The organism is Achromobacter sp. 01N37, from assembly GCF_056399725.1.
This window is the reverse complement of the sequence record NZ_JBFTRX010000012.1, coordinates 44524-63196: the sequence shown is the minus strand read 5'-3', so window position 1 is coordinate 63196 and position 18673 is coordinate 44524. Positions and strand designations below refer to the sequence as shown.

The 18673-nt window shown below is 64.0% G+C and carries 17 protein-coding genes and 1 tRNA gene; 9 read left to right on the top strand and 9 right to left on the bottom strand.

Annotation, left to right across the window (positions count from 1 at the left end):
- The first annotated feature begins 322 nt into the window (after positions 1-322).
- On the top strand, positions 323-2221 hold the full coding sequence (locus tag AC1DSJ_RS22385) for an LTA synthase family protein (protein ID WP_054420497.1): 1899 nt from the start codon (positions 323-325) through the stop codon (positions 2219-2221).
- Here AC1DSJ_RS22385 and AC1DSJ_RS22380 read toward each other — a convergent pair whose 3' ends face one another.
- A complete protein-coding gene (locus AC1DSJ_RS22380; RefSeq protein ID WP_054420496.1) occupies positions 2222-2827 on the bottom strand; it encodes a DNA-3-methyladenine glycosylase I in 606 nt (201 codons plus the stop codon).
- Between the two features lie 217 nt (positions 2828-3044).
- On the opposite strand from AC1DSJ_RS22380, the gene AC1DSJ_RS22375 reads away from it, so the two are divergent.
- Entirely contained in the window at positions 3045-3506 is a 462-nt protein-coding gene (locus tag AC1DSJ_RS22375; protein WP_054420495.1) for a YkgJ family cysteine cluster protein, read from the top strand.
- A gap of 116 nt (positions 3507-3622) precedes the next feature.
- On the opposite strand, the gene AC1DSJ_RS22370 is transcribed toward AC1DSJ_RS22375, so the two are convergent.
- Both AC1DSJ_RS22370 and AC1DSJ_RS22365 read right to left on the bottom strand, forming a co-directional pair.
- Entirely contained in the window at positions 3623-4465 is an 843-nt protein-coding gene (locus AC1DSJ_RS22370; protein ID WP_441370718.1) for an alpha/beta hydrolase, read from the bottom strand.
- Between the two features lie 242 nt (positions 4466-4707).
- Entirely contained in the window at positions 4708-5487 is a 780-nt protein-coding gene (locus AC1DSJ_RS22365) for a helix-turn-helix transcriptional regulator (RefSeq protein WP_082386879.1), read from the bottom strand.
- 108 nt (positions 5488-5595) lie between these two features.
- On the opposite strand from AC1DSJ_RS22365, the gene AC1DSJ_RS22360 reads away from it, so the two are divergent.
- The 5 genes from AC1DSJ_RS22360 to AC1DSJ_RS22340 all read left to right on the top strand — a co-directional run bounded on the left by AC1DSJ_RS22360 (position 5596) and on the right by AC1DSJ_RS22340 (position 10089).
- Positions 5596-6036, top strand: coding sequence for a Fur family transcriptional regulator (locus AC1DSJ_RS22360; protein WP_054420494.1), 441 nt, complete (start codon positions 5596-5598; stop codon positions 6034-6036).
- A complete protein-coding gene (locus AC1DSJ_RS22355) occupies positions 6033-6452 on the top strand; it encodes a hypothetical protein (RefSeq protein ID WP_054420493.1) in 420 nt (139 codons plus the stop codon). The genes AC1DSJ_RS22360 and AC1DSJ_RS22355 overlap by 4 nt, the downstream gene beginning before the upstream one ends.
- Positions 6453-6867: 415 nt before the next feature.
- Positions 6868-7779, top strand: a complete 912-nt coding sequence (locus AC1DSJ_RS22350) for a LysR family transcriptional regulator (protein WP_054420492.1) — start codon at positions 6868-6870, stop codon at positions 7777-7779.
- Positions 7780-7959: 180 nt separating this feature from the next.
- Entirely contained in the window at positions 7960-9576 is a 1617-nt protein-coding gene (locus AC1DSJ_RS22345; protein WP_441370491.1) for a methyl-accepting chemotaxis protein, read from the top strand.
- A gap of 225 nt (positions 9577-9801) precedes the next feature.
- Positions 9802-10089, top strand: coding sequence for a ClpX C4-type zinc finger protein (locus tag AC1DSJ_RS22340; RefSeq protein WP_054420490.1), 288 nt, complete (start codon positions 9802-9804; stop codon positions 10087-10089).
- A gap of 177 nt (positions 10090-10266) precedes the next feature.
- Here AC1DSJ_RS22340 and AC1DSJ_RS22335 read toward each other — a convergent pair.
- From AC1DSJ_RS22335 to AC1DSJ_RS22315, 5 genes are all read right to left on the bottom strand, one after another.
- Positions 10267-10342: transfer RNA gene (locus AC1DSJ_RS22335), tRNA-Lys, on the bottom strand.
- A gap of 150 nt (positions 10343-10492) precedes the next feature.
- Complete coding sequence (locus AC1DSJ_RS22330; protein ID WP_441370490.1) at positions 10493-11290, bottom strand: MetQ/NlpA family ABC transporter substrate-binding protein; 798 nt, start codon at positions 11288-11290, stop codon at positions 10493-10495.
- Positions 11291-11346: 56 nt separating this feature from the next.
- Complete coding sequence (locus AC1DSJ_RS22325) at positions 11347-12000, bottom strand: methionine ABC transporter permease (RefSeq protein WP_054420487.1); 654 nt, start codon at positions 11998-12000, stop codon at positions 11347-11349.
- The gene (locus tag AC1DSJ_RS22320) at positions 11957-13045 is read right to left on the bottom strand and encodes a methionine ABC transporter ATP-binding protein (protein ID WP_054420485.1); all 1089 of its coding nucleotides are present in this window, start codon (positions 13043-13045) and stop codon (positions 11957-11959) included. The genes AC1DSJ_RS22325 and AC1DSJ_RS22320 overlap by 44 nt, the downstream gene beginning before the upstream one ends.
- 229 nt (positions 13046-13274) lie before the next feature.
- The gene (locus tag AC1DSJ_RS22315) at positions 13275-15455 is read right to left on the bottom strand and encodes a glycoside hydrolase family 31 protein (RefSeq protein WP_342066877.1); all 2181 of its coding nucleotides are present in this window, start codon (positions 15453-15455) and stop codon (positions 13275-13277) included.
- Between AC1DSJ_RS22315 and AC1DSJ_RS22310 the strand changes: the two genes are divergently transcribed.
- The gene (locus AC1DSJ_RS22310) at positions 15378-15632 is read left to right on the top strand and encodes a hypothetical protein (protein WP_254600780.1); all 255 of its coding nucleotides are present in this window, start codon (positions 15378-15380) and stop codon (positions 15630-15632) included. The two genes, AC1DSJ_RS22315 and AC1DSJ_RS22310, sit on opposite strands and share 78 nt — an antisense overlap.
- Before the next feature lie 137 nt (positions 15633-15769).
- Here AC1DSJ_RS22310 and mnmC read toward each other — a convergent pair whose 3' ends face one another.
- Positions 15770-17638 carry a bifunctional tRNA (5-methylaminomethyl-2-thiouridine)(34)-methyltransferase MnmC2/FAD-dependent 5-carboxymethylaminomethyl-2-thiouridine(34) oxidoreductase MnmC1 gene (gene mnmC / locus AC1DSJ_RS22305; protein WP_441370489.1) on the bottom strand — a complete coding sequence of 623 codons (1869 nt, stop codon included), beginning with the start codon at positions 17636-17638 and terminating at the stop codon, positions 15770-15772.
- Positions 17639-17782: 144 nt separating this feature from the next.
- Between mnmC and AC1DSJ_RS22300 the strand changes: the two genes are divergently transcribed.
- Positions 17783-18670 carry an inositol monophosphatase family protein gene (locus AC1DSJ_RS22300; protein ID WP_054420479.1) on the top strand — a complete coding sequence of 296 codons (888 nt, stop codon included), beginning with the start codon at positions 17783-17785 and terminating at the stop codon, positions 18668-18670.
- Positions 18671-18673: the final 3 nt, after the last annotated feature.

Sequence of the window (18673 nt, the reverse complement as noted above, 5' to 3'; positions counted from 1 at the left end):
AGCCTGTGACCGCCAGCCCTCGTTACCTGCAAGGGTATCGCGGCTCACCGCAAGGGTTACGCTTGCCGGTCCCATAATGTGTGCGGATCTTTCCGCCCGCATTCGGCCCTGGCTGCGCCCCTACGCACCGCCGCTCAGGGTTCGCGCAGCATGAAGCGTGCCTGGCGCCAGGCCAGATAGTTACAAAGCGAAATGGCGGCGGACGGCAAAATAGCGGTCAGGCTGCGGAATTTCACGGAATTTTCAACGCGGCTACTGTTCCAATGCCGATCGATTGATTCCGCCCTACCGGGCCGGATAGCAAGAACAACCTGGAGGCCCGATGCGGCATTCGACTTTGATTTTCGTGGTGGCGGCATTTGCATTGCTGACGCTAAGCCGCCTGGCGCTGGCCGCCTGGCAGTGGCAACGCGTGCGCAATGCGGGCGGCTTGGTCCCGCTGCTGCTGGGCGGACTGCGAATCGACGCGCATCAGATCGCCGTGCTGGCCGCGCTGCCCGCCGTGCTGTCGCCGCTGCTGGGGCACTTTCCCATTGCCGCAACGATTGCGGGCTATTGGTATCTGATTGCCTTTGTCTTGCTGGCCTTTCTGGAAGTGGCCTCGCCGCCCTTCATCATCGAATACGACAGCCGGCCCAACCGCCTGTTTGTGGAATACCTGAAGCACCCGCGCGAAGTGTCCGGCATGCTGTGGCGCGGCTACAAGCTTGCGCTGGTGGGCGGCTTCGGCGCGCTGGCGCTGATCGGCTGGGGCGCCTTCAACCTGTTCGGGCACGCCCAACCCGACGCGCCATTGACCTGGTGGCAGATGCCGATCGCCAGCATTGTCATTCTGGCCGTGGTCATCCTGGCCATACGCGGCACGCTGGGCCATCGCCCCATCAACCCGTCGTCGGTGGCGTACAGCTCTGACGGCATGCTCAACACGCTGGCCTTGAACTCGCTCTACAACGTGTTCTACGCCATCTACAGCATGAAGAACGAGAAGTCGGCGTCCGACGTCTATGGCGGCATGGACGACGACAAGATGCATGACCTGGTGTTGGCGCAGGCCGGCCTGCCCAACCCGCCGTCCAACCCCGACTACCCCAGCCTGCACCACCATCCCGCCACACGCAAAACGGCACGCCCGTTGAACCTGGTGATCATTTTGGAAGAAAGCCTGGGCGCCCAGTACAGCGCCGGCTTGGGCGGCGCCAACCTGACGCCGGAACTGGATGCGCTGGCGCGCGACGCCTGGACGTTCACGCGGGCGTACGCCACCGGCACGCGCTCGGTGCGCGGACTGGAAGCGGTAGTGACGGGCTTCCTGCCCACACCCGCGCAAGCCGTCTTGAAGCTGCCCCGTTCACAGCGCGGGTTTTTCTCGCTGGCGGATCTGCTGGGCCGCCACGGATACCATTCGCGCTTTATCTATGGCGGGGAATCGCACTTCGACAATATGAAGGGCTTTTTCCTGGGCAATGGCTTCAAGCAGATTGTTGACCGCGCCGACTTCGTTGACCCCGCTTTCGTTGGCACCTGGGGCGCGTCGGACGAAGACATGTTCAACCAGCTGGACCGCCTGCTGCGCGAAGATGGCGACAAGCCCACCTTCACGTTGGCGTTCAGCGTGTCAAACCATACGCCCTGGGAATACCCCGCTGGCCGCATCCAAACGGAAGGCAACCCCGCCACGGTAGAGAACACCGTGCGGTATGCCGATTGGGCGCTGGGCCGTTTCTTTGAACGCGCCAAGGCGTCGCCCTATTGGGAGAACACCGTATTTTTGGTGGCGGCCGACCATGATTCCCGCGTGTTCGGCGCCAGCCTGGTGCCGGTGCGCCACTTCCATATTCCGGCTGTGATCCTGGGCGCGGGCATTGAAGCGCGCCGCGATGACCGCCTGATCAGCCAGATCGACCTGCCCCCGACCCTGCTGTCGTTGATTGGCGTGGACACCGAGCACCCGATGATCGGCCACGACCTGACCCGCAGCACGCCGGGGCGCGCCATCATGCAGTACGACAGCACCTACGGCTACCTGAAGGAAGACGAGCTGCTGGTGCTGGCCCCCAACAAGACGCCCGTGCAGTACCGCTACACCGCGCCGGAAGACTACGCACCCGTGGCGTTGAACCCGGCACTGGCCACCGAAGCGCTGGCGCACGCGCTCTGGCCCAGCTGGGCGTACCGCGAAGGCCGCTACAGCCTGCCGGGCAGCGCAGAGAAAGCCGAATAACTACGTGGGCCGTTTGAAGCCCTTGCGAGCCTTGTCGCTTAGCGCGTGGCAATGGCACTGCGGGCTGTGGTCATTCACCATGCCGACTGACTGCATGAACGCATAGACGGTGGTCGGCCCAACGAACTTCCAGCCTAGTTTTTTCAGCGCCTTGGACAAGGCGATGGACTGTTCTGACGTAGACGCGCCCAACGTGGACGGCGCCCCTTTCGGGGCTTCGTAGCGCCAGAAGAACGCGGCCAAGGACCCTTCCTTGTCGATCATTTCCAGCGCGCGGGCCGCGTTGTTGATCACGGCTTCGATCTTGCCGCGATGGCGCACGATGCCGGCGTCAGCCAGCAAGGCCAGCACCTGCTTTTCGCCAAACTTGGCCATCTTGGCGGGTTCGAAATTGGCGAAGCCGCGGCGGAAGGCCTCGCGCTTGTTCAGGATGGTGCGCCAGCTGAGCCCCGACTGAAAACCTTCCAGGCAGAGTTGTTCGAACAGGGCGCGGTCATCGCCTTGCGGGCGGCCCCATTCGGTGTCGTGATAGGCCATGTATTCGGCGGATGTATCCACCCAGCCGCAACGGGCAAGCCCATCGGGAAATTCGGTTTTGGCGTTCAAGGCAGAGCTCCAGGCGGCAATCAGGCTACCGATGCTACCGCAGCAACGTCCCCGAAAAAAGTCGTAGCGACCGCAGTTCGAATCCAGCTATTATTTGCAGCCCTGATCCCGCGCCGGCCCTCTGCGCGCGCGCTCCGGACCCGTCAACGGGCTTGCAACCACGCAAGCCCGTTTTGCGTGGGCACCGGGCAGGGGCAGACTTTCGAACTCCCGACCCATGTCCCTGCTAGAGACCGCTGTCCTCACCTTCGTCTCCCCCGCCGTCCTGGCCGGTGACGATCCGAACGCCAACCCCTGCCTGGACTGCGGCGCATGCTGTTCGCATTTCAGGGTGTCGTTCTATTGCGGCGAACTGGCGGGCGAAAACGGCGGCCAGGTGCCCGTGGAACTCGTCACGCAGATGAGTCCATTGCGCGCCTGTATGAAGGGTACGGAAATGGGCGGCGGGCGCTGCATCTCGCTGCGCGGCGAACTGGGTCAGCCGGGCATCCACTGCGCCATCTACGAAAACCGGCCCACACCGTGCCGTGAATTCGACATCTGGATGCCGGATGGTTCGCCCAACCCCGATTGCCAACGCCTGCGCGCCGGACTCGGCTTGCCGCCCGTGGCGCCGCGGCCGGATGCGGAAAACGATCCGCAAGGCCCGCTGCATCCGAATCAGCCCGCCGCGGCCTGAGCCGCTTGGGATTCCGCTTGGGATTCCGCTTTGAATGCCGCTTTGAATGCCGCTTTGAATGCCGCTTTGATTGCCGCTTTGAATGCCGCTTTGAATGCCGCGTTGATTGCCGCTTGTCAGGCCGCCTGTGACGCCAGCGCGTGTGGTGATGCCGTTGATCGCGCCAACGGCCGCTTGCGCGTTCTGACCAGCTCGGGGTCTTTGCCCACAAACGCCAGCACGCTGCGCATGACCCGTTCGCGCTCGTGGTCGACGCAGATCATGTGATAGCTGTCTTGCAGCAGCACGACTGCCGCGCCCGGAATGCGGTCGCCCAGAAAGCGGGCCGAGCGCGGACTCGTCAGCTCATCTTCTTCAGCGTGCATGATCAGCGTCGGGCAACGCAGCGTGTCCAGGCCACGCTGCACCATCCCGCGCAGGCGGTCCACTTGCCGCACGCAGGCCAGCGGCACCCATTGATAGTGAAAGCCGTCACCCCGCGCGAACCCCGCCTTGATGAAGGCGCGCACCAACTCGCTCTTCACGCCATATGGGTCTTCTTCCTGCACCCGAATCCGGCGCGGCACGCCCGGCACGCGATACAGCAGATAGCGCAGGCCGCGATACCAGGGCGTGCTCCATCCATCCAGAAATACCGGCGCCGACAGCACCACCAACGCGCCGCGCGTATGCGATTCACGCTTGCACAGCTCCACGGCCAGCAGCGCGCCCAGGCACATGCCGATCACGTGCAGCACGTCGTACTGCGCGGCAAGTTCGCGGTAGCGCTGCGTGACGACATCCATCCAGTCTTCCACCCGCACATCCAGCAGGTCTTCCGGCCGGCCCGCGTGGCCGGGCAAGGTCACGCCATGCGTGTCGATGCCCGCGCGCGCCAGCACTTTGTGCAGTCCGCCCATATCGAATTCCGTACCGCCCAGCCCATGTATGAGCAGCGCGCCGGTGCGCAGCGGGCTCAGCAGGTCATCCATGTCACACCCCAAAAGCATCTTGGGTGGACGACAACAGCGATCCACCCCCGGACGCCATACTAGGGAGGCGGCTCGCATGAAGATCCGCAAAAATGTCGGAGAAAAGTGAAGACGTGTAAAGGCGGCAGCCCGACGGCAAAAGCGCTGCGCAAGACGAAGAGGCAGACCCAGGAGCGGCAGAACAAGGAGCGGCAGACGCAGCGCTGCGGCACCGGCGCTAAAAGTGGCGGCTAGTCGCGGTCGGCCAGGTAGCGGGTGGGCGTTGCGCCAAACGCGCTGCGGAAACTGCCGATGAAGGCGCTGGTGCTTTCGTAGCCCACCGACAGCGCGGCTTCGGTCACGGAACCGCCACGGCACAGGATTTCCAGCGCGCGCAGCAAACGCGCCTGCTGGCGCCACTGCCCAAGCGTCACACCGGTTTCCTGCCGGAAGCGTCGCATCAGCGTGCGTGACGACATATTCAAACGCTGCGCCCATTCCTCAATGCCTGCCGTATCGTCAGGCTGGCCCAGCAGCGTGTTGGCCAGATCCTGCAAGCGCGGATCGGTGGGCATCGGCAGCAACAGCGGCGCATGCTCGCGCTGCTTGATCTCTTCCAGCAGCACGTCGAACAACTGCGCAAGATAGCTTTCCGACAATTCCCCAGCCTGCTCACTGACGAATCGGTCGATCAGCGCTTCGATCAGTTTGGATGACGGCCATGAACGGCAATGTGGCGGCAGGCGATGGCAGGCATCGGCCCGCACGTACAGGAAGGAACCGCGCGCATCGCCAAACCATCTTGCGCCATGCTGCGTGCCGGGCGGAATCCAGCCCAGGCTGCCCGGCATCACCGTCCAGACTTCCGCGCCCGCCTGCACCACGACCAAGCCTTCATGCACCAACACCAGCATGCCCTCGTCATGAACATGCGAGGGCACGGCAATGCCTTTGGATTCCCGCCGCCCGTGCACGCTGAATGAGGTCAGCAGGACGTTGGGCTGGGCGGGCGCGACGGCCACGTGAAGCATGGTTGGCAGGTTTGAGCTACAGGTTGACGGGTTCCCGTTAGCGGGAGCATTTGAAAATGTACATCATTCTCATCAGTCGGGCATCAGCCCCCCGAACGGAGAAATCATATGGACACCACGCGGCTGCGCGACGCCGGCATCAAAGCCACTTTTCCTCGAATCAAGATTCTGGACATCTTTTATCAGCGCGCGAACCAGCACATGAGCGCAGCGGACGTCTACCGGAATCTGATCTCGGACCACAGCAGCATCGGCCTGGCGACGGTTTATCGCGTCATCACGCAACTTGAAGACGCCGGGCTGCTCAAACGTACTCAGCTCGACGCGCACACGACCGTGTTCGAGCTCAATGACAAGGGGCATCACGACCACATGGTCTGCACGCAATGCGGGCAGATCCTGGAGTCCAGCGATCCCGCCATGGCGCAACTGGTGCGAAAGATCGCCAAGCGCAGTGGCTTCGCGCTGGACTCGTACAGCCTGGTGCTCTACGGCGGGTGCGGCTGCAAACCCAGCGCGCCCGTCATCCCTCACGGAGATTTCGAATGAACCGCGATCAGTTTTTCTTCCACGACCTATCCCGCTTTCCCATCGTGACGGCCAAGCACGGCGGCGCGCCCGCGGGATATTCGGCCAGCTGGATACGCGAAATGGAAATGCTGGTGGACAATCCGCAGACCTTCGTCATGGTCGTGCCTGACATGCGCCAGGAAGCCAGCCACGACGACCGCAAGGCCATGGTCGAATGGCAGACCACCAACATGCCGCGTTTGAAGGCGCGCTGCCGCGCGTTCATTGCCGTTGAACGTGAACCGCACGCGCTGGACAAGATCCGCAAGCGCGGCGAAAAGATGGCTCGCGCATTCGGCATGCCGTTCCTGGCGGTCGCTACTGCCAACGAAGCGATGCAATGCGCACGCGAACTGCTGGGCCATAGCGGCCCCGGCGGTTTCGTTGTGGATTGATCCGCCTTCCTACCCGTTTCTTTACCGCGCGCCTTCGGGCGCGCTTTGCATTGGCGCACGCCTACTACGATTCACCATTGCGCCGCGGTAATAACGTGATTGCCGAAATTAGAATGCAATATTGATAAATTTGCGATTGTGGCAAAAGGCGGAGCTGGAATAAATTCCACCTCTGGCACATTCGCCTGTCCTGCATGATTGGGGCGGGCATCCTGGCGCGCCGGACTCTCCGGATGGCGCTTGTCTGCCCATCCATGGCGCAACCCGCCATCGCTTCCCTGGTCCGTACCTGTTGGCCTGCGCGTTCACGAGACGCCGTGGCGGGCGGCTATTCCAACGCCATCCGCCAAACGCGCGCTATTTTGCGGCTGCCAACCGCCTGGACTCGACATTGAGATTTACGGCATTCACATCAATGAAGCGATTCCAATTCGACAGCACCGCGCTTCGTTATTTTCTGACCGTCGTCGACACCGGGTCCGTCAATGGCGCGGCGGCTCGCCTGAACGTGGTCAGCTCCGCCGTCAGCCGGCAGATTGCGGGCCTGGAGCAGCGGCTGCAGAACCAGCTGTTCGAACGGCATCCGAAGGGGATGCGCGTAACCGAAGTGGGCCGCATCCTGGCGGACCACGCGCGCCGGGTGGAAGCCGACGCGGCCCGCACCTATGCCGAGATCGGCGGGCAAAACGGCCGCTATACACAAACGGTGAAAGTGGCTGGCGCGCATGGTTTTGCGGCGCAGGCCTTGCCGCGAAAATTTGCCGCGTTTCAGGCCGAACATCCGTCGGTGCGATTCAACCTGACCGTGCTGGACGCGGGGCTGGTCACCGAACGCGTGCGCTCGGCGCAGGCGGACATCGGCGTCACGTACAGCCATGCCGCCGAAAAAGATATCGCCGTCATCTTCTCGCGCCCTGCCGAAATCGTCGCCGTGATGCGCCCGGGCCATCCTTTGTCCGTGCACGACGCCTTGCATCTGACGCAACTGTCCGCCTATCCGCTGGCGCTTCCCGAAGGCGGCAGCGCGCTGCGCCGGCTGCTGGATATGACGTCCAGCCTGTACAACATCACCTTGTCGCCCGCCTTCACGTCCAACCTGCCCGACGCGGTCTACAACTACTTGTTGACTGGCAATGCGGTGACCTTATGCGCACGGCTATCGGCATCCCAAGAGCTCGATAGCGGCCGGCTGATCTGCCGCCCCGTCGACGACGCCCTGCTCAATGGCGGCCAGATCCAGGTACAGACCCACGTGTCCCGCCCCTTGCCGGACGCCGCCCATCGCTTCCTGCGCTTCATCCGCAGCGACACGCCGCCGCTGTTCTGATTCCAGCCGGCCCCTGCGCGGCTTTCCGCCCCTTGGCATCCAGGCGTTGCCGAAACCAGAACGGGCCAGTGAAAAATGATCAATTGTTAAATATGTAATTCAAACTTACATTTGGCTCGGGTTTACCACTAGATCTCGGCCAATGGCGCTTGCGCCGTCGGCCTTTGCAGGAGCCTTGCCATGCTTAAGAACCTGAAAATCCGAACCGGACTGCTAGCTGTCCTGACCCTTTTCGTCGTGGCCTTGGCCGGCGCCACCAGCATGGGCTGGTTGTTCGCCAAGGCGGCCGACGAGGCCGTCGACGATCTGAACCGCGTGTCCACGGAACAGACCCGCCCGCTTTATGAAACCCAGGTGCTGTTGCTGCGCACCCGCATCACGCTGGTGGCGGCCTATCTGGATGTGCAGGCGGGCCGCGGCGCGCAGGCGCAGGCAAGCGTGGATCAGGCAACCAAGTTCCTGAACGATGCGCGCCAGCGTTACGGCGTCTACCAACGCGTGCCCAAATTGTCGGAAGCCGGCCGCAAACTGGCGGGGGATCTGGATGGCACGTTCAATGCCTATGTGCGCAGCATTGACTCGCTGGGCGAAGCGCTGCAAAAGCAATCGGCCGAGCAGTACGTCACCGCCGTCGCAGACGCCCGGGCCGCCGACGCCCGCTTCGAAGAACGCGTCACCGCCTTTCTGAACCACACGGAACAACGCGCGGTCGAGATCAACACCGCCTCGGACCGGCGCTACGACCAGGCCGAAATCTCTACCATCATCATGCTGGCCCTGGCGCTGATTCTGGCGATTGGATGCTGGCGTTTCATCAGCCGCCAGGTGCTGTCGCCGCTGAAGGACGCGGCCGTGCACTTTGACCGTATCGCGTCGGGCGACCTGACCCAACGCGTGGCCGTGGGCGCCGATAACGAAATCGGCGTGCTGTTCGCCGCGCTCAAACGCATGCAAGACAGCCTGACGCGCACCGTCGCGGAAGTGCGCCGCAGCGTGAATGAAATCAACACGGGCGCAGCGGAAATCTCGTCGGGCAACACGAACTTGTCTTCGCGCACCGAAGAGCAAGCCGCGTCGCTGGAAGAAACCGCGGCCAGCATGGAAGAGCTGGCCACCGCAGTGAAGCAGAACACCGAGCACGCGCATCAGGCCAACGCGCTGGCCGCCGAAAGCCGTGGCGTGGCCATGCGCGGCGGCGACGCCGTGCATCAGGTCGTGGAGACCATGGCGCGCATTTCGGATAGCTCGCGCCGTATCGCGGAAATCGTGTCGGTGATTGATGGCATCGCGTTCCAGACCAACATCCTGGCGCTGAACGCCGCCGTGGAGGCCGCCCGCGCGGGTGAACAGGGCAAGGGTTTTGCCGTGGTGGCAGGCGAAGTGCGGTCGTTGGCGCAGCGCAGCGCGCAGGCCGCGCGCGAGGTCAAGGACCTGATCGAACAGTCCACCAGCAATGTGGACAGCGGCGCGGAACAGGTCCGCCAGGCCGGCGAGACGATGCAGGAGATTGTGAGTTCGGTGCAGCGCGTGACGCAGATCATGGCCGAGATCACCGAGGCGTCCACCGAGCAATCCATTGGCATCGACCAGATCAACCGCGCCGTCACGCAGATGGATGACGTGACCCAGCAGAACGCCGCGCTGGTGGAAGAAGCGGCCGCCGCGGCGTCCTCGCTGGAAGATCAGGCCAAGCGCCTGGCCGCCACCGCCGCCTTCTTCAAGGTGCCTGCCGAAACCATCATCGACGTCACGGCAGAATCCGCCCCGGTCGCGCTGCGGGCCGCCTACGCGGGCTGACATGGCGCGAGGGTTGCGGGTCGCCTAGGCGGGTTGACATTGCGTGAGGGTTGCGGACCGCCTACGCGGGCTCACATGGCGCGAGGCGGGTTCATCCTTTTGTCCGAGTCTGTTCGTCCTAGGGCGCGTGGCTGACTTAAGAGTTGGCCCGCCAGGCCGTTGTCTAAGGGCAGGCGCCGCGTTTCGCACGGCGCCGTCCGCCCACCCGATGATGAGCCGCCCCTCATGAACCGCGCCCTCGCCTGTATGTTTTGCCAATCGACGCTGGCGCAAGGCGCGCCGCTGCTTGAGAAGAACGGCGCCGCCATCTGCAAGACCTGCGTGGATCAATTCTCCGACCGCTTCGCCGAACGCGCGTGGGCCATGGCGTCTACGTTGCAGGAACAGCTGGATGTACTGCTGGAAGAAAGCCGGCGGGCGCTGGCCCAAAGCGAATCGCTGTCTGAACGGGCGCGCACGTGTGGGCTGAGCCTGCATGCGCTGGCAGATGCGTCGGCACGCACGCCTTCGTGATCCCGGGCGGGTTCCCGTCTTTATCCCTATCCCTTTCTCCCTATCCCTTTCACGCAATCTTTTTCTACGCAGTCTTTTCTACGCAGTCTTTTCCACGCAATCGCGACAGACGAAAAAAAAGCACCGCGATCACTCGCAGGTGCTTGTTTCTCTTTCCGCTTGAACAAAAAGCGGGGGTGGTGGGCTGAGCGAGACTCGAACTCGCGACCAACGGATTAAAAGTCCGCTGCTCTACCGACTGAGCTATCAGCCCGACCGAAGCCAGAAATTATGGCGGATTTTTTTTAACTTGTCAAAAGGTTTGACGAAGATCCGCCATGAACATTCCGAATGTGCGCGCTTCATCGTCCATGGAAAACGGCCGCGCAAGGCGGCCGTTCTTGGGGCTGGGGTGAACCTGGACTTACCAGGCGGCCACCACGGCGCCCTTGTACTTGGTTTCGATGAACTGCTTCACGGCCGGGCTGTGATAGATGCTGACCAGCTTGGCGAGCTCGGGGCGGTCCTTGTCCTTTTCACGCACGACCAGCACGTTGGCGTACGGCGAATCCGGCGATTCCTGGGCGATGGCGTCCTTGGTCGGGTTCAGGCCGGCTTCCAGCGCGAAGTTGGTGTTGATGGCCGACGCGTCGGTGTCGTCCAGCGAACGCGGCAGTTGGGCGGCGTCCAGTTCAATGAAGCGCAGCTTCTTCTTGTTCTCGACGACGTCGATCGGCGTGGCCTTCAGGCCGGCTTCCGGACGCAGCTTGATCAGGCCATTGGCTTGCAGCAGCAACAGGGCGCGGCCGCCGTTGGTCGGGTCGTTCGGCAGCGCGATGCGCGCGCCATCCTTCAGCTCAGCCAGCGACTTGATCTTCTTGCTGTAGATGCCGATGGGGAAAATCACGGTCTTGGCAATGCTGACCAGCTTGTAGCCGCGGTCGGCGTTGGCGTTGTCCAGGTACGGCTGGTGCTGGTAGCTGTTGACGTCCAGGTCGCCCGAGGCCAGTGCAACGTTGGGCTGCACGTAGTCGGTGAATTCGATGATCTGGATATTCAGACCCTGCTTGGCGGCTTCGGCCTTCACCACATCAAAGATCTGGGCGTGCGGGCCGGCGGTCACGCCAACCTTCAGCGGCTTGTCCTGAGCCAGCGCGGGCTGGGCGAAAAGGGCGGCGCCCAGGGCGAACGCGGCCAGCGACTTCAAAACCTTGATGCTCATGATGCGAGTTCCCGAATAACGGAAGTAGAGAGAAGAAAGAATGGGCGTCTTAGTAATCAGCGATGCGACATGCGGCGCACGAAGCGGTCGCCAAGGCTTTGGATCGCCTGGACCAATACGATCAGCACGATCACGACCGCAGCCATGACGTCCGATTGGAAGCGTTGATAGCCGTAGCGGATGGCCAGGTCACCCAAGCCGCCGCCGCCGATGGCGCCGGCCATGGCCGAATAGCCGATCAGGCTGACCACGGTAACGATGGTGGCGGCGATCAGGCCGGGCAAGGCTTCGGGCAGCAGCACCTTCATGATGATCTGCATCGGCGATGCGCCCATGGCGCGCGCCGCGGTGATCAGCCCCGGGTCCACTTCGCGCATGGCGTTTTCCGCAATGCGGGCCATGAACGGAATCGCGGCCACCGACAGCGGCACGATGGCGGCCGTGGTGCCGATGGAGGTCTGCGCAACCAGGCGCGTGAACGGGATGATGGCAACCATCAGGATCACGAACGGCACCGAACGCGTGGCGTTGATGATGGCGCCCAGCACGTGGTTGACGGGCTGGTTCTCCAGCATGTTGCCGCGCGCGGTCACGGTGAGCGTCACGCCCAGCGGAATGCCGATGACCACCGCGATGGCGCTGGCCACACCCACCATCAACAAGGTGTCAAGCAGCGACGTAATAAGCAGGTCGATCAGTTGCGGACTCATGAGCTATTTCTTCAACGGTAATGTCACGGGCGGCCAACGCGGCAATCGCGTCCTTGACCGCGGCGGGCGCGCCTTGGGCCAGCACGAACATCGTGCCCACGGCCACGCCCTGGATATCTTCAACGCGGGCCTGCACCAGGCCCACGTCCAACGAAAACTGCTTGGCCAGGTCGGACAGGAACGAGCCCGACGCATCGGTGCCGGTCAAGGACAGGCGCAACAGGCGCACGGCCTGGCCCTGCTTGGCGGCGGCCAGCGTGGCGATGCGTTCCTTCACGGCGGCCAACGTGGCGTCGGTCAGGTCGGACGCGGTAGCGGCCGACACCATGCCGCGCGTCACTTCGTGGCGCGGCTGCGCGAACACTTCGCGCGTGCTGCCAACTTCCACCACTTCGCCTTGCGACAAGACGGCGACGCGGTCGCAGACTTCGCGCACCACTTCCATCTGGTGCGTGATCATGACGACCGTCACACCCGTCTTGCGGTTGATGTCGCGCAGAAGCGCCAGGATGTTGTGCGTGGTTTCCGGGTCCAGCGCGGACGTGGCTTCATCGCTGAGCAGCACGTCCGGGTTGTTGGCCAACGCGCGCGCAATGCCCACGCGCTGCTTCTGGCCGCCACTGATCTGGCTGGGATAACGGTCGCGCAGATGCTCCAGGCCCACCAACGCCAGCAGGCGTTCGACGCGCGCCGGGATCTCGGCCTTGGCCACGCCGGCGATTTCCAGCGGCAAGGCCACGTTGCCGTAGACCGTGCGGCGCGCCAGCAGGTTGAAGCCCTGGAACACCATGCCGATGCGGCGGCGCTGGGCTCGCAGCTGCGCTTCGTTCAGGCCAGTGAGCTGCTGCCCGCCGATGGCGATCGTGCCTTCGTTGGGGCGCTCCAGCAAATTGATGCACTGGACCAGCGTGCTTTTACCGGCCCCGCTGGGGCCGATGATGCCGAAGACCTCGCCCTGCTCGATGTGCAGGTTGATGCCTCGCAGCGCCTGGAATTGTCCATGCGGCGTGGCATAGGTCTTGGATAGGTTCTCGATGTGAATCATGGCAAGCGATTTTGTATCTTTTCTCTTCTAAAGAGAACGACCGTTTTTTCCATTTTTAATAACTATAAGTAATATAGTGCGCCGTCATCGCCTTGCGGCGTCCCCGACGGCGCCTATGACCCCTGCTGCGATCTGGCGGCAACCAAAAAGGCGCAAAGGGCAGTCAAGAAGGAAAGCCTTCCTGACTGCCCCTTTTATAACGGTGGCCGGTCAACCGGCCACGTCGTTGTCAGCGAGCGCGCGAGATGCGGACTTCCGCGCCCCGGCGCTTGACCTCAAGGCCTTCGGACGGCGAAATCCGCAGCCCTTCCAGACCCTTGATGTAGCTGGAGCCCTGCATTTGCATCACGCGGATCTTGTTGCGCATGACGACCGGGTTATGCACCGGCATGCCGAACATCCAGACTTCGTCCAGAATGCGCGCCGAATTGAACTCGCCCGTATGCTGCGCGGCCGGTCCCAGACAGAGCATGTGCCCTTCGCGGCCGAAAACCGGGAACTGGCCCAGCTCGCAGTCGATCGTCCAGGTGGTGCCGCCTTCATAGCGGTGACCCGTGTTCAGATCCCACCAGGCTTCGCCCTTGGGCAGATACACGCGCACCTGCTTGCCCGGTTCGGTGACCGGCGCCACCAGCAGGGCCGGGCCCAGCAGGTATTGCAAGTCCCATTCGTGGGCATGCGGATCGTTCGGGAACGACAGGGCCATGGAACGCTGCACGGGCAAACCGGTGCGGGCCGAATCTTCGATGGCGCCCAACACATAGGGCACCAGGCGATAGCGCCATTGCATCCAGGTACGGGCTTGCGCCAGCGTTTCTTCGCCGAAGTCCCAAGGCATCAAGCCTTCAACACCCTGGAACGAGAAGTTTGCCGAGAACACGCCCACCGTCAGCCAGCGCAGGTACAGCTCGGACGTCATGCCCGAGCGGTCGCGCGAGGCCGAACCGATGCCATGCACCTGCACGGGCAGGCCGCTGGCGCCAATCGACAAGGCGGTACGCAAGGTATGGCGCAAGCCGTCCCAGGTGTTTTCAGCCTGCGGCCCCACCTGCCACGGCAGGCGTTGCGCGGCGGGGAACAGGTCAGCGCTGGGCACCACGCCTTCCGGCGGGACTTTCAGGCCGGCGACGGCGTCAAACAAGGCACGGCGCACCAGCAGCGGATACATGCTGCGCAGCGCGGGGCCGGTTTCGCCGTTGCGGGCGGTGACCCCATCGGGAATGGCGATCTGGGCGTCGCACGCGGGCGCGTCCAGGCCGTCATCCACCAATTGGCGATGGCGCTCAACCCACAGGTTGTAGATGTCGCGATACGTCAGGTCGAGCAGGCCGTAAGGCTGGCCCGACGTGGCGGCGTTGCCGTCAAACACCTGCGCGGAACCGTCGTCCTTGGCCAGCAGCCAGCCACGGTCTTCCAGTTCTTCGAACAGTGGGCTGGTCTTCAGCACGCCGGGGAAACCGGAGGCCGCGACGTGCACGTTGTGCTTGTGGAACAGGGCCAGCATCTGCTTGGCGTCCGGGAAACGCTGAGCGTCCCATTCGAACACCGCCTTGTCTGCCTGAAAGCCCCAGGCCGCCGGCTGCGCCAGCGTCACGGCGTCAACCGGAATCTGGTTTTCGCGCATGCGGGCCACCAAGGCCACCGTCTGCGTGGGCATTTCGCCTGCGGCCTGTTGCAGCCACGCGCCCATCGCCCACAACACGGGCTGGCCGGCTCGGCCGGTCAGTGCGGTGTACTGGTTCAGGATTTCAGCGGGTTCGCCGGCGAACAGGAACAAGTCCAGCACGGCGTCGTCCACGGTCAGCACGTAGGCCGAATCCGCAGGCGCGACGCCCACCGAATGTTCAATGCGGCGCATCGTGTTCACATAGACACCCCAGCCTCGCGGGCTCCATGCCAACGGCAAGGCGCGGTGCTCGGGGTCATCGGAAACGACCGATTCTTCGCGGCGGTTCAGATCGCCCGGGGTTTCGCCCAGGCCGAACACGCGCTCGTCGGCCTGCAGGGTGAACCCCGCCGTCCAGACCGCGCTGTCGTCCTGGTCCAGCGCGTTATGCCCGAATGCGGGCGTATGCGCGGAAACCTCGGATTCGAACACCCGTTCTTCGTTGCGATAGATCGCAACGCGCACAGGGTTCGATTGGATTTCCAGGGCAACATCGCCCTGTGTGATGCGCCAACCGTCGCCCCCTTCGCGGGGAGCAATGGCGGCTTCGCCCACGGCCTCTTGGCGGGCGAGCAGCATCTCGGCCACAGCGCGCGCACGCGCACTGGGCTTGTCATCATTCAGGTGGTTCGCCTCGCCGCAGCGCAGGCGAAAAACACCAGGCGCATGCGCCTCGACTACCAGGTGCAACCCATCGCCCGCATCGAAATCGAAGCGACTGGGGCGGGACGTCAGCAGCTCGATATTATCGAGCTGGGTAGTATGGGCAAAGTCGAACTTGGGCGGCACAGAGCATCCCCCGGCTTAAGCCAAAAACCATCAAAAGACGCTATTTTGACGGATTTGAGCTTTGAAATAAACTCGGTCCCTCTTTTGGACGGCAATCTCATCCAAAAAAGGGGGCATAAAGCCCTCGGCTGACACGAATCGGCGCTGATGCCGTGCGTGGCCGAAACGCCAATTTTGAGCCCAAAGCGGCCTATTTGGCGCCAAATCCTGGCAATTACTGCAATTCTACGCCACCTGACTGACAGTCTCCTCAAGCTCCCGACTTTTTTTCATCGCGGTGAAACAAGTTGGGCCAGATCGGTTTCCAGCAAACCGGGCTCGCCTGTCAGCCGAGCGGCAATCTCGTCACCCATCAATGCCGACCAAGACAGCCCTCGCGAGGCATAGCCGACGGCCAGCCACACGCCCTTAGCATGCGGCAACTCGCCCACGGCAGGCAAGCGCCCCGGCAACACCGCGCGCCATCCGGCCCAGCCCGGCAACGTCCCCGGCACCAAGGCATCAAAGTCGGGAAAGTGACCGCTCAGCAGGCCGGCCGCCTTGTCCAGCGTGACGCGCTGGCCTTCCGCACTGACCTGCGTCTGCGTGGCGCCGTGCATGTACGTGCTGCCCACCACGCAACCCGCGCCCACATCGGGCAGCAGATAGCCCTCGCCCCCCACAATGCAACGCGGGCCGCCGGCAAGCGAGGCCGCGGGCACCAGGGTGACTTCGCCCGCTAGCGCATGCATTTGCGCAATGCGCGGCAAGGGGTCGAGCAGACCGCTGCCGGCCAGTACCCCCTGCGCGCCAAAGGCGTTGGCCAGGATGACGGTTTCGGCATGCGCGATTTCCAGGCCCTGCTCATCCAGCACGCGCCAGCCCTGCCCAACCGGTTCCAACCGCGCTGCCTTGGCGGGCACGACCGTCACACCCGGCGTTTGCAGCAGCGCATCGATCAGACGATTCGGCTGCACCAGCATCCCCTGCGCAAAGAACACGCCGCCACGCGCCAGCGGCAGACCTGCCAACGCGCTGGCCTCGTCGCGGTCCACCATGCGTACCCAATCAGACGGAAACGCCAGCGTTTCCAAGGTGCCCGCCAGCGCTGCGGACTTGCCCGCATCGCGCTCGACCTGGACGGTGCCGCAGACACGCGGCGCGGCGCCATGGGCCAGCCCTAGCCAGCGGGCCTCGGCGCGCTGGCTGCCTGCGCGCGACAGCCGCGCCCGGGCGTTGTCGTCACGCGCAATCACGGGGGTCAGCGCCGCCGCCACGTGCCCCCCATGCGCGGGCGCGCCCAGCGCCCGGCCGGCATCCAGCACGGTGACGCGCCATCCCCGCCCCGCCAGCGACTGCGCAATGCCCGCACCCGCCAGCCCCGCCCCCACCACCACGGCATGCCTGACTGTCGCGCGCGGGGCCGCTGCCGCGCTGCCCGGCGTGCGAACCGTGCCCACGGTCATGTGCCCCTTGCCGCCATACCCCGGCGCGCACGCCACGTCGAAACCGGCGCCCTGCAAGACATGCCGCAACTCGCCCGTGCAGACCCAGGTGGCAACCGTTGCCCCGGGCGCCGCCAGCTTGGCAAGATCGCGCAACAGCGGCGTGGCCCACATTCGGGGATTACGTTCGGGCGCGAAGCCATCCAGAAAAAAGGCATCCACCCGCGCGTTCAAGCGCCGCGCCAACCCCTGCGCGTCGCCAAAACCCAGGGTCAGCGTGACCGCCCCATTTTCGAACTCCAGCCGGTGCAGGCCAGGCAGCAACGCCGGCCATTGCGCCGACAGCGCTTGCGCCAGCTCCGCCAGCGGCGCGGGCGCATACCGCGCCAACTGCGCCACCAGGTTCGCGCGTGTGAAGGGATGCGCCTCCATCGACACCATATGCAGGGCGGCAGGCCGCTGCGGGTCATTGCGCCAGGCGTTCCACAGCGCCAGAAAGTTCAGCCCCAGGCCGAACCCTGTCTCGCACACGGTAAACCCGTCGCGCCCCCGCCAGCGCTCGGGCAGGCCGTTGCCTTGCAGAAACACATGTTCCGCCTGCCCCAACGCCCCCGACGGCGAGTGATACACATCGTCATACAAGGGGCTGAACAGCGTGCCGTCGGCATTGATGTCCGTCACGGCGGGGGTCAGGGGCAGATAAGACGAGGACATGGAATTCCGAGGAAATAATCAGAGTTGAGACAAGCGCGAATGATCGATCGGCGCCCGCGCGGGCGTTGGATGGACGCCACGCGGTATCCGCCTTTCGCGCCACTGCCACGGGTTTGACGCATTGCTGGGCTTACACTGGTTTACATGGATACCTATGATCAGCCCCGCTCACTGGCCCAGCCCATCGACCTGTGCGCCGCGATCGATGCGGCAGTCACGGCGGCGCATGCTGGCGCGGCCATTCTGCAATCCTACGCGCACCATCGCGCCGATCTCGTGATCGACCGCAAGGCGCGCAACGATCTCGTGTCCCAAGCGGACCGCGAGGCCGAAGCCGTGATTATCCAGGAGCTGCAAACGCGAACGCCCAAGTTCGGCATCGTCGCCGAAGAAACGGGCGGCAAGCCACAAGGCATCGCCACCTGGTACATCGACCCGCTGGATGGCACCACCAACTTTCTGCACGACATCCCGCACTACGCCGTATCGATTGCGTTGATCGCCCACGCAGGCACGGCGGTGTCGGCCACGGAAACGCTAAAGGAAGACACCCCCGTCATCGGCGTGGTGTACGACCCCAACCGCGAAGAGCTGTTCACCGCGGTGTATGGCATGGGCGCCTGGCTGAACGGCCGGCGCATCAAGTGTTCGCGCACGCAGACGATTGAAGATTCGGTGCTGGCCACCGGATTCCCCTTCCGCGACTTTTCGTTCGCCGACCAATACATGCCCATGCTGAACGACGCCATCAAGCGTGCGCGCGGCGTGCGCCGCATGGGCGCGGCCGCGCTGGACCTGGCGTGGACCGCCTGCGGCCGTTACGACGGGTATTGGGAAATGGGCCTGGCGCCGTGGGATGTGGCCGCTGGCACGCTGATCTTGCGCGAAGCGGGCGGCACCTGCACAGACATGCACAAACTTGACCCCTGGCCGATCGGCGGACGCGTCGTAGCGGGCAACCCCGCTATCGAACGCGCCCTGCATGACATGGTCGCCCCGCACCTGGACAACCCGCCGTCTGACGCGGCATAACGC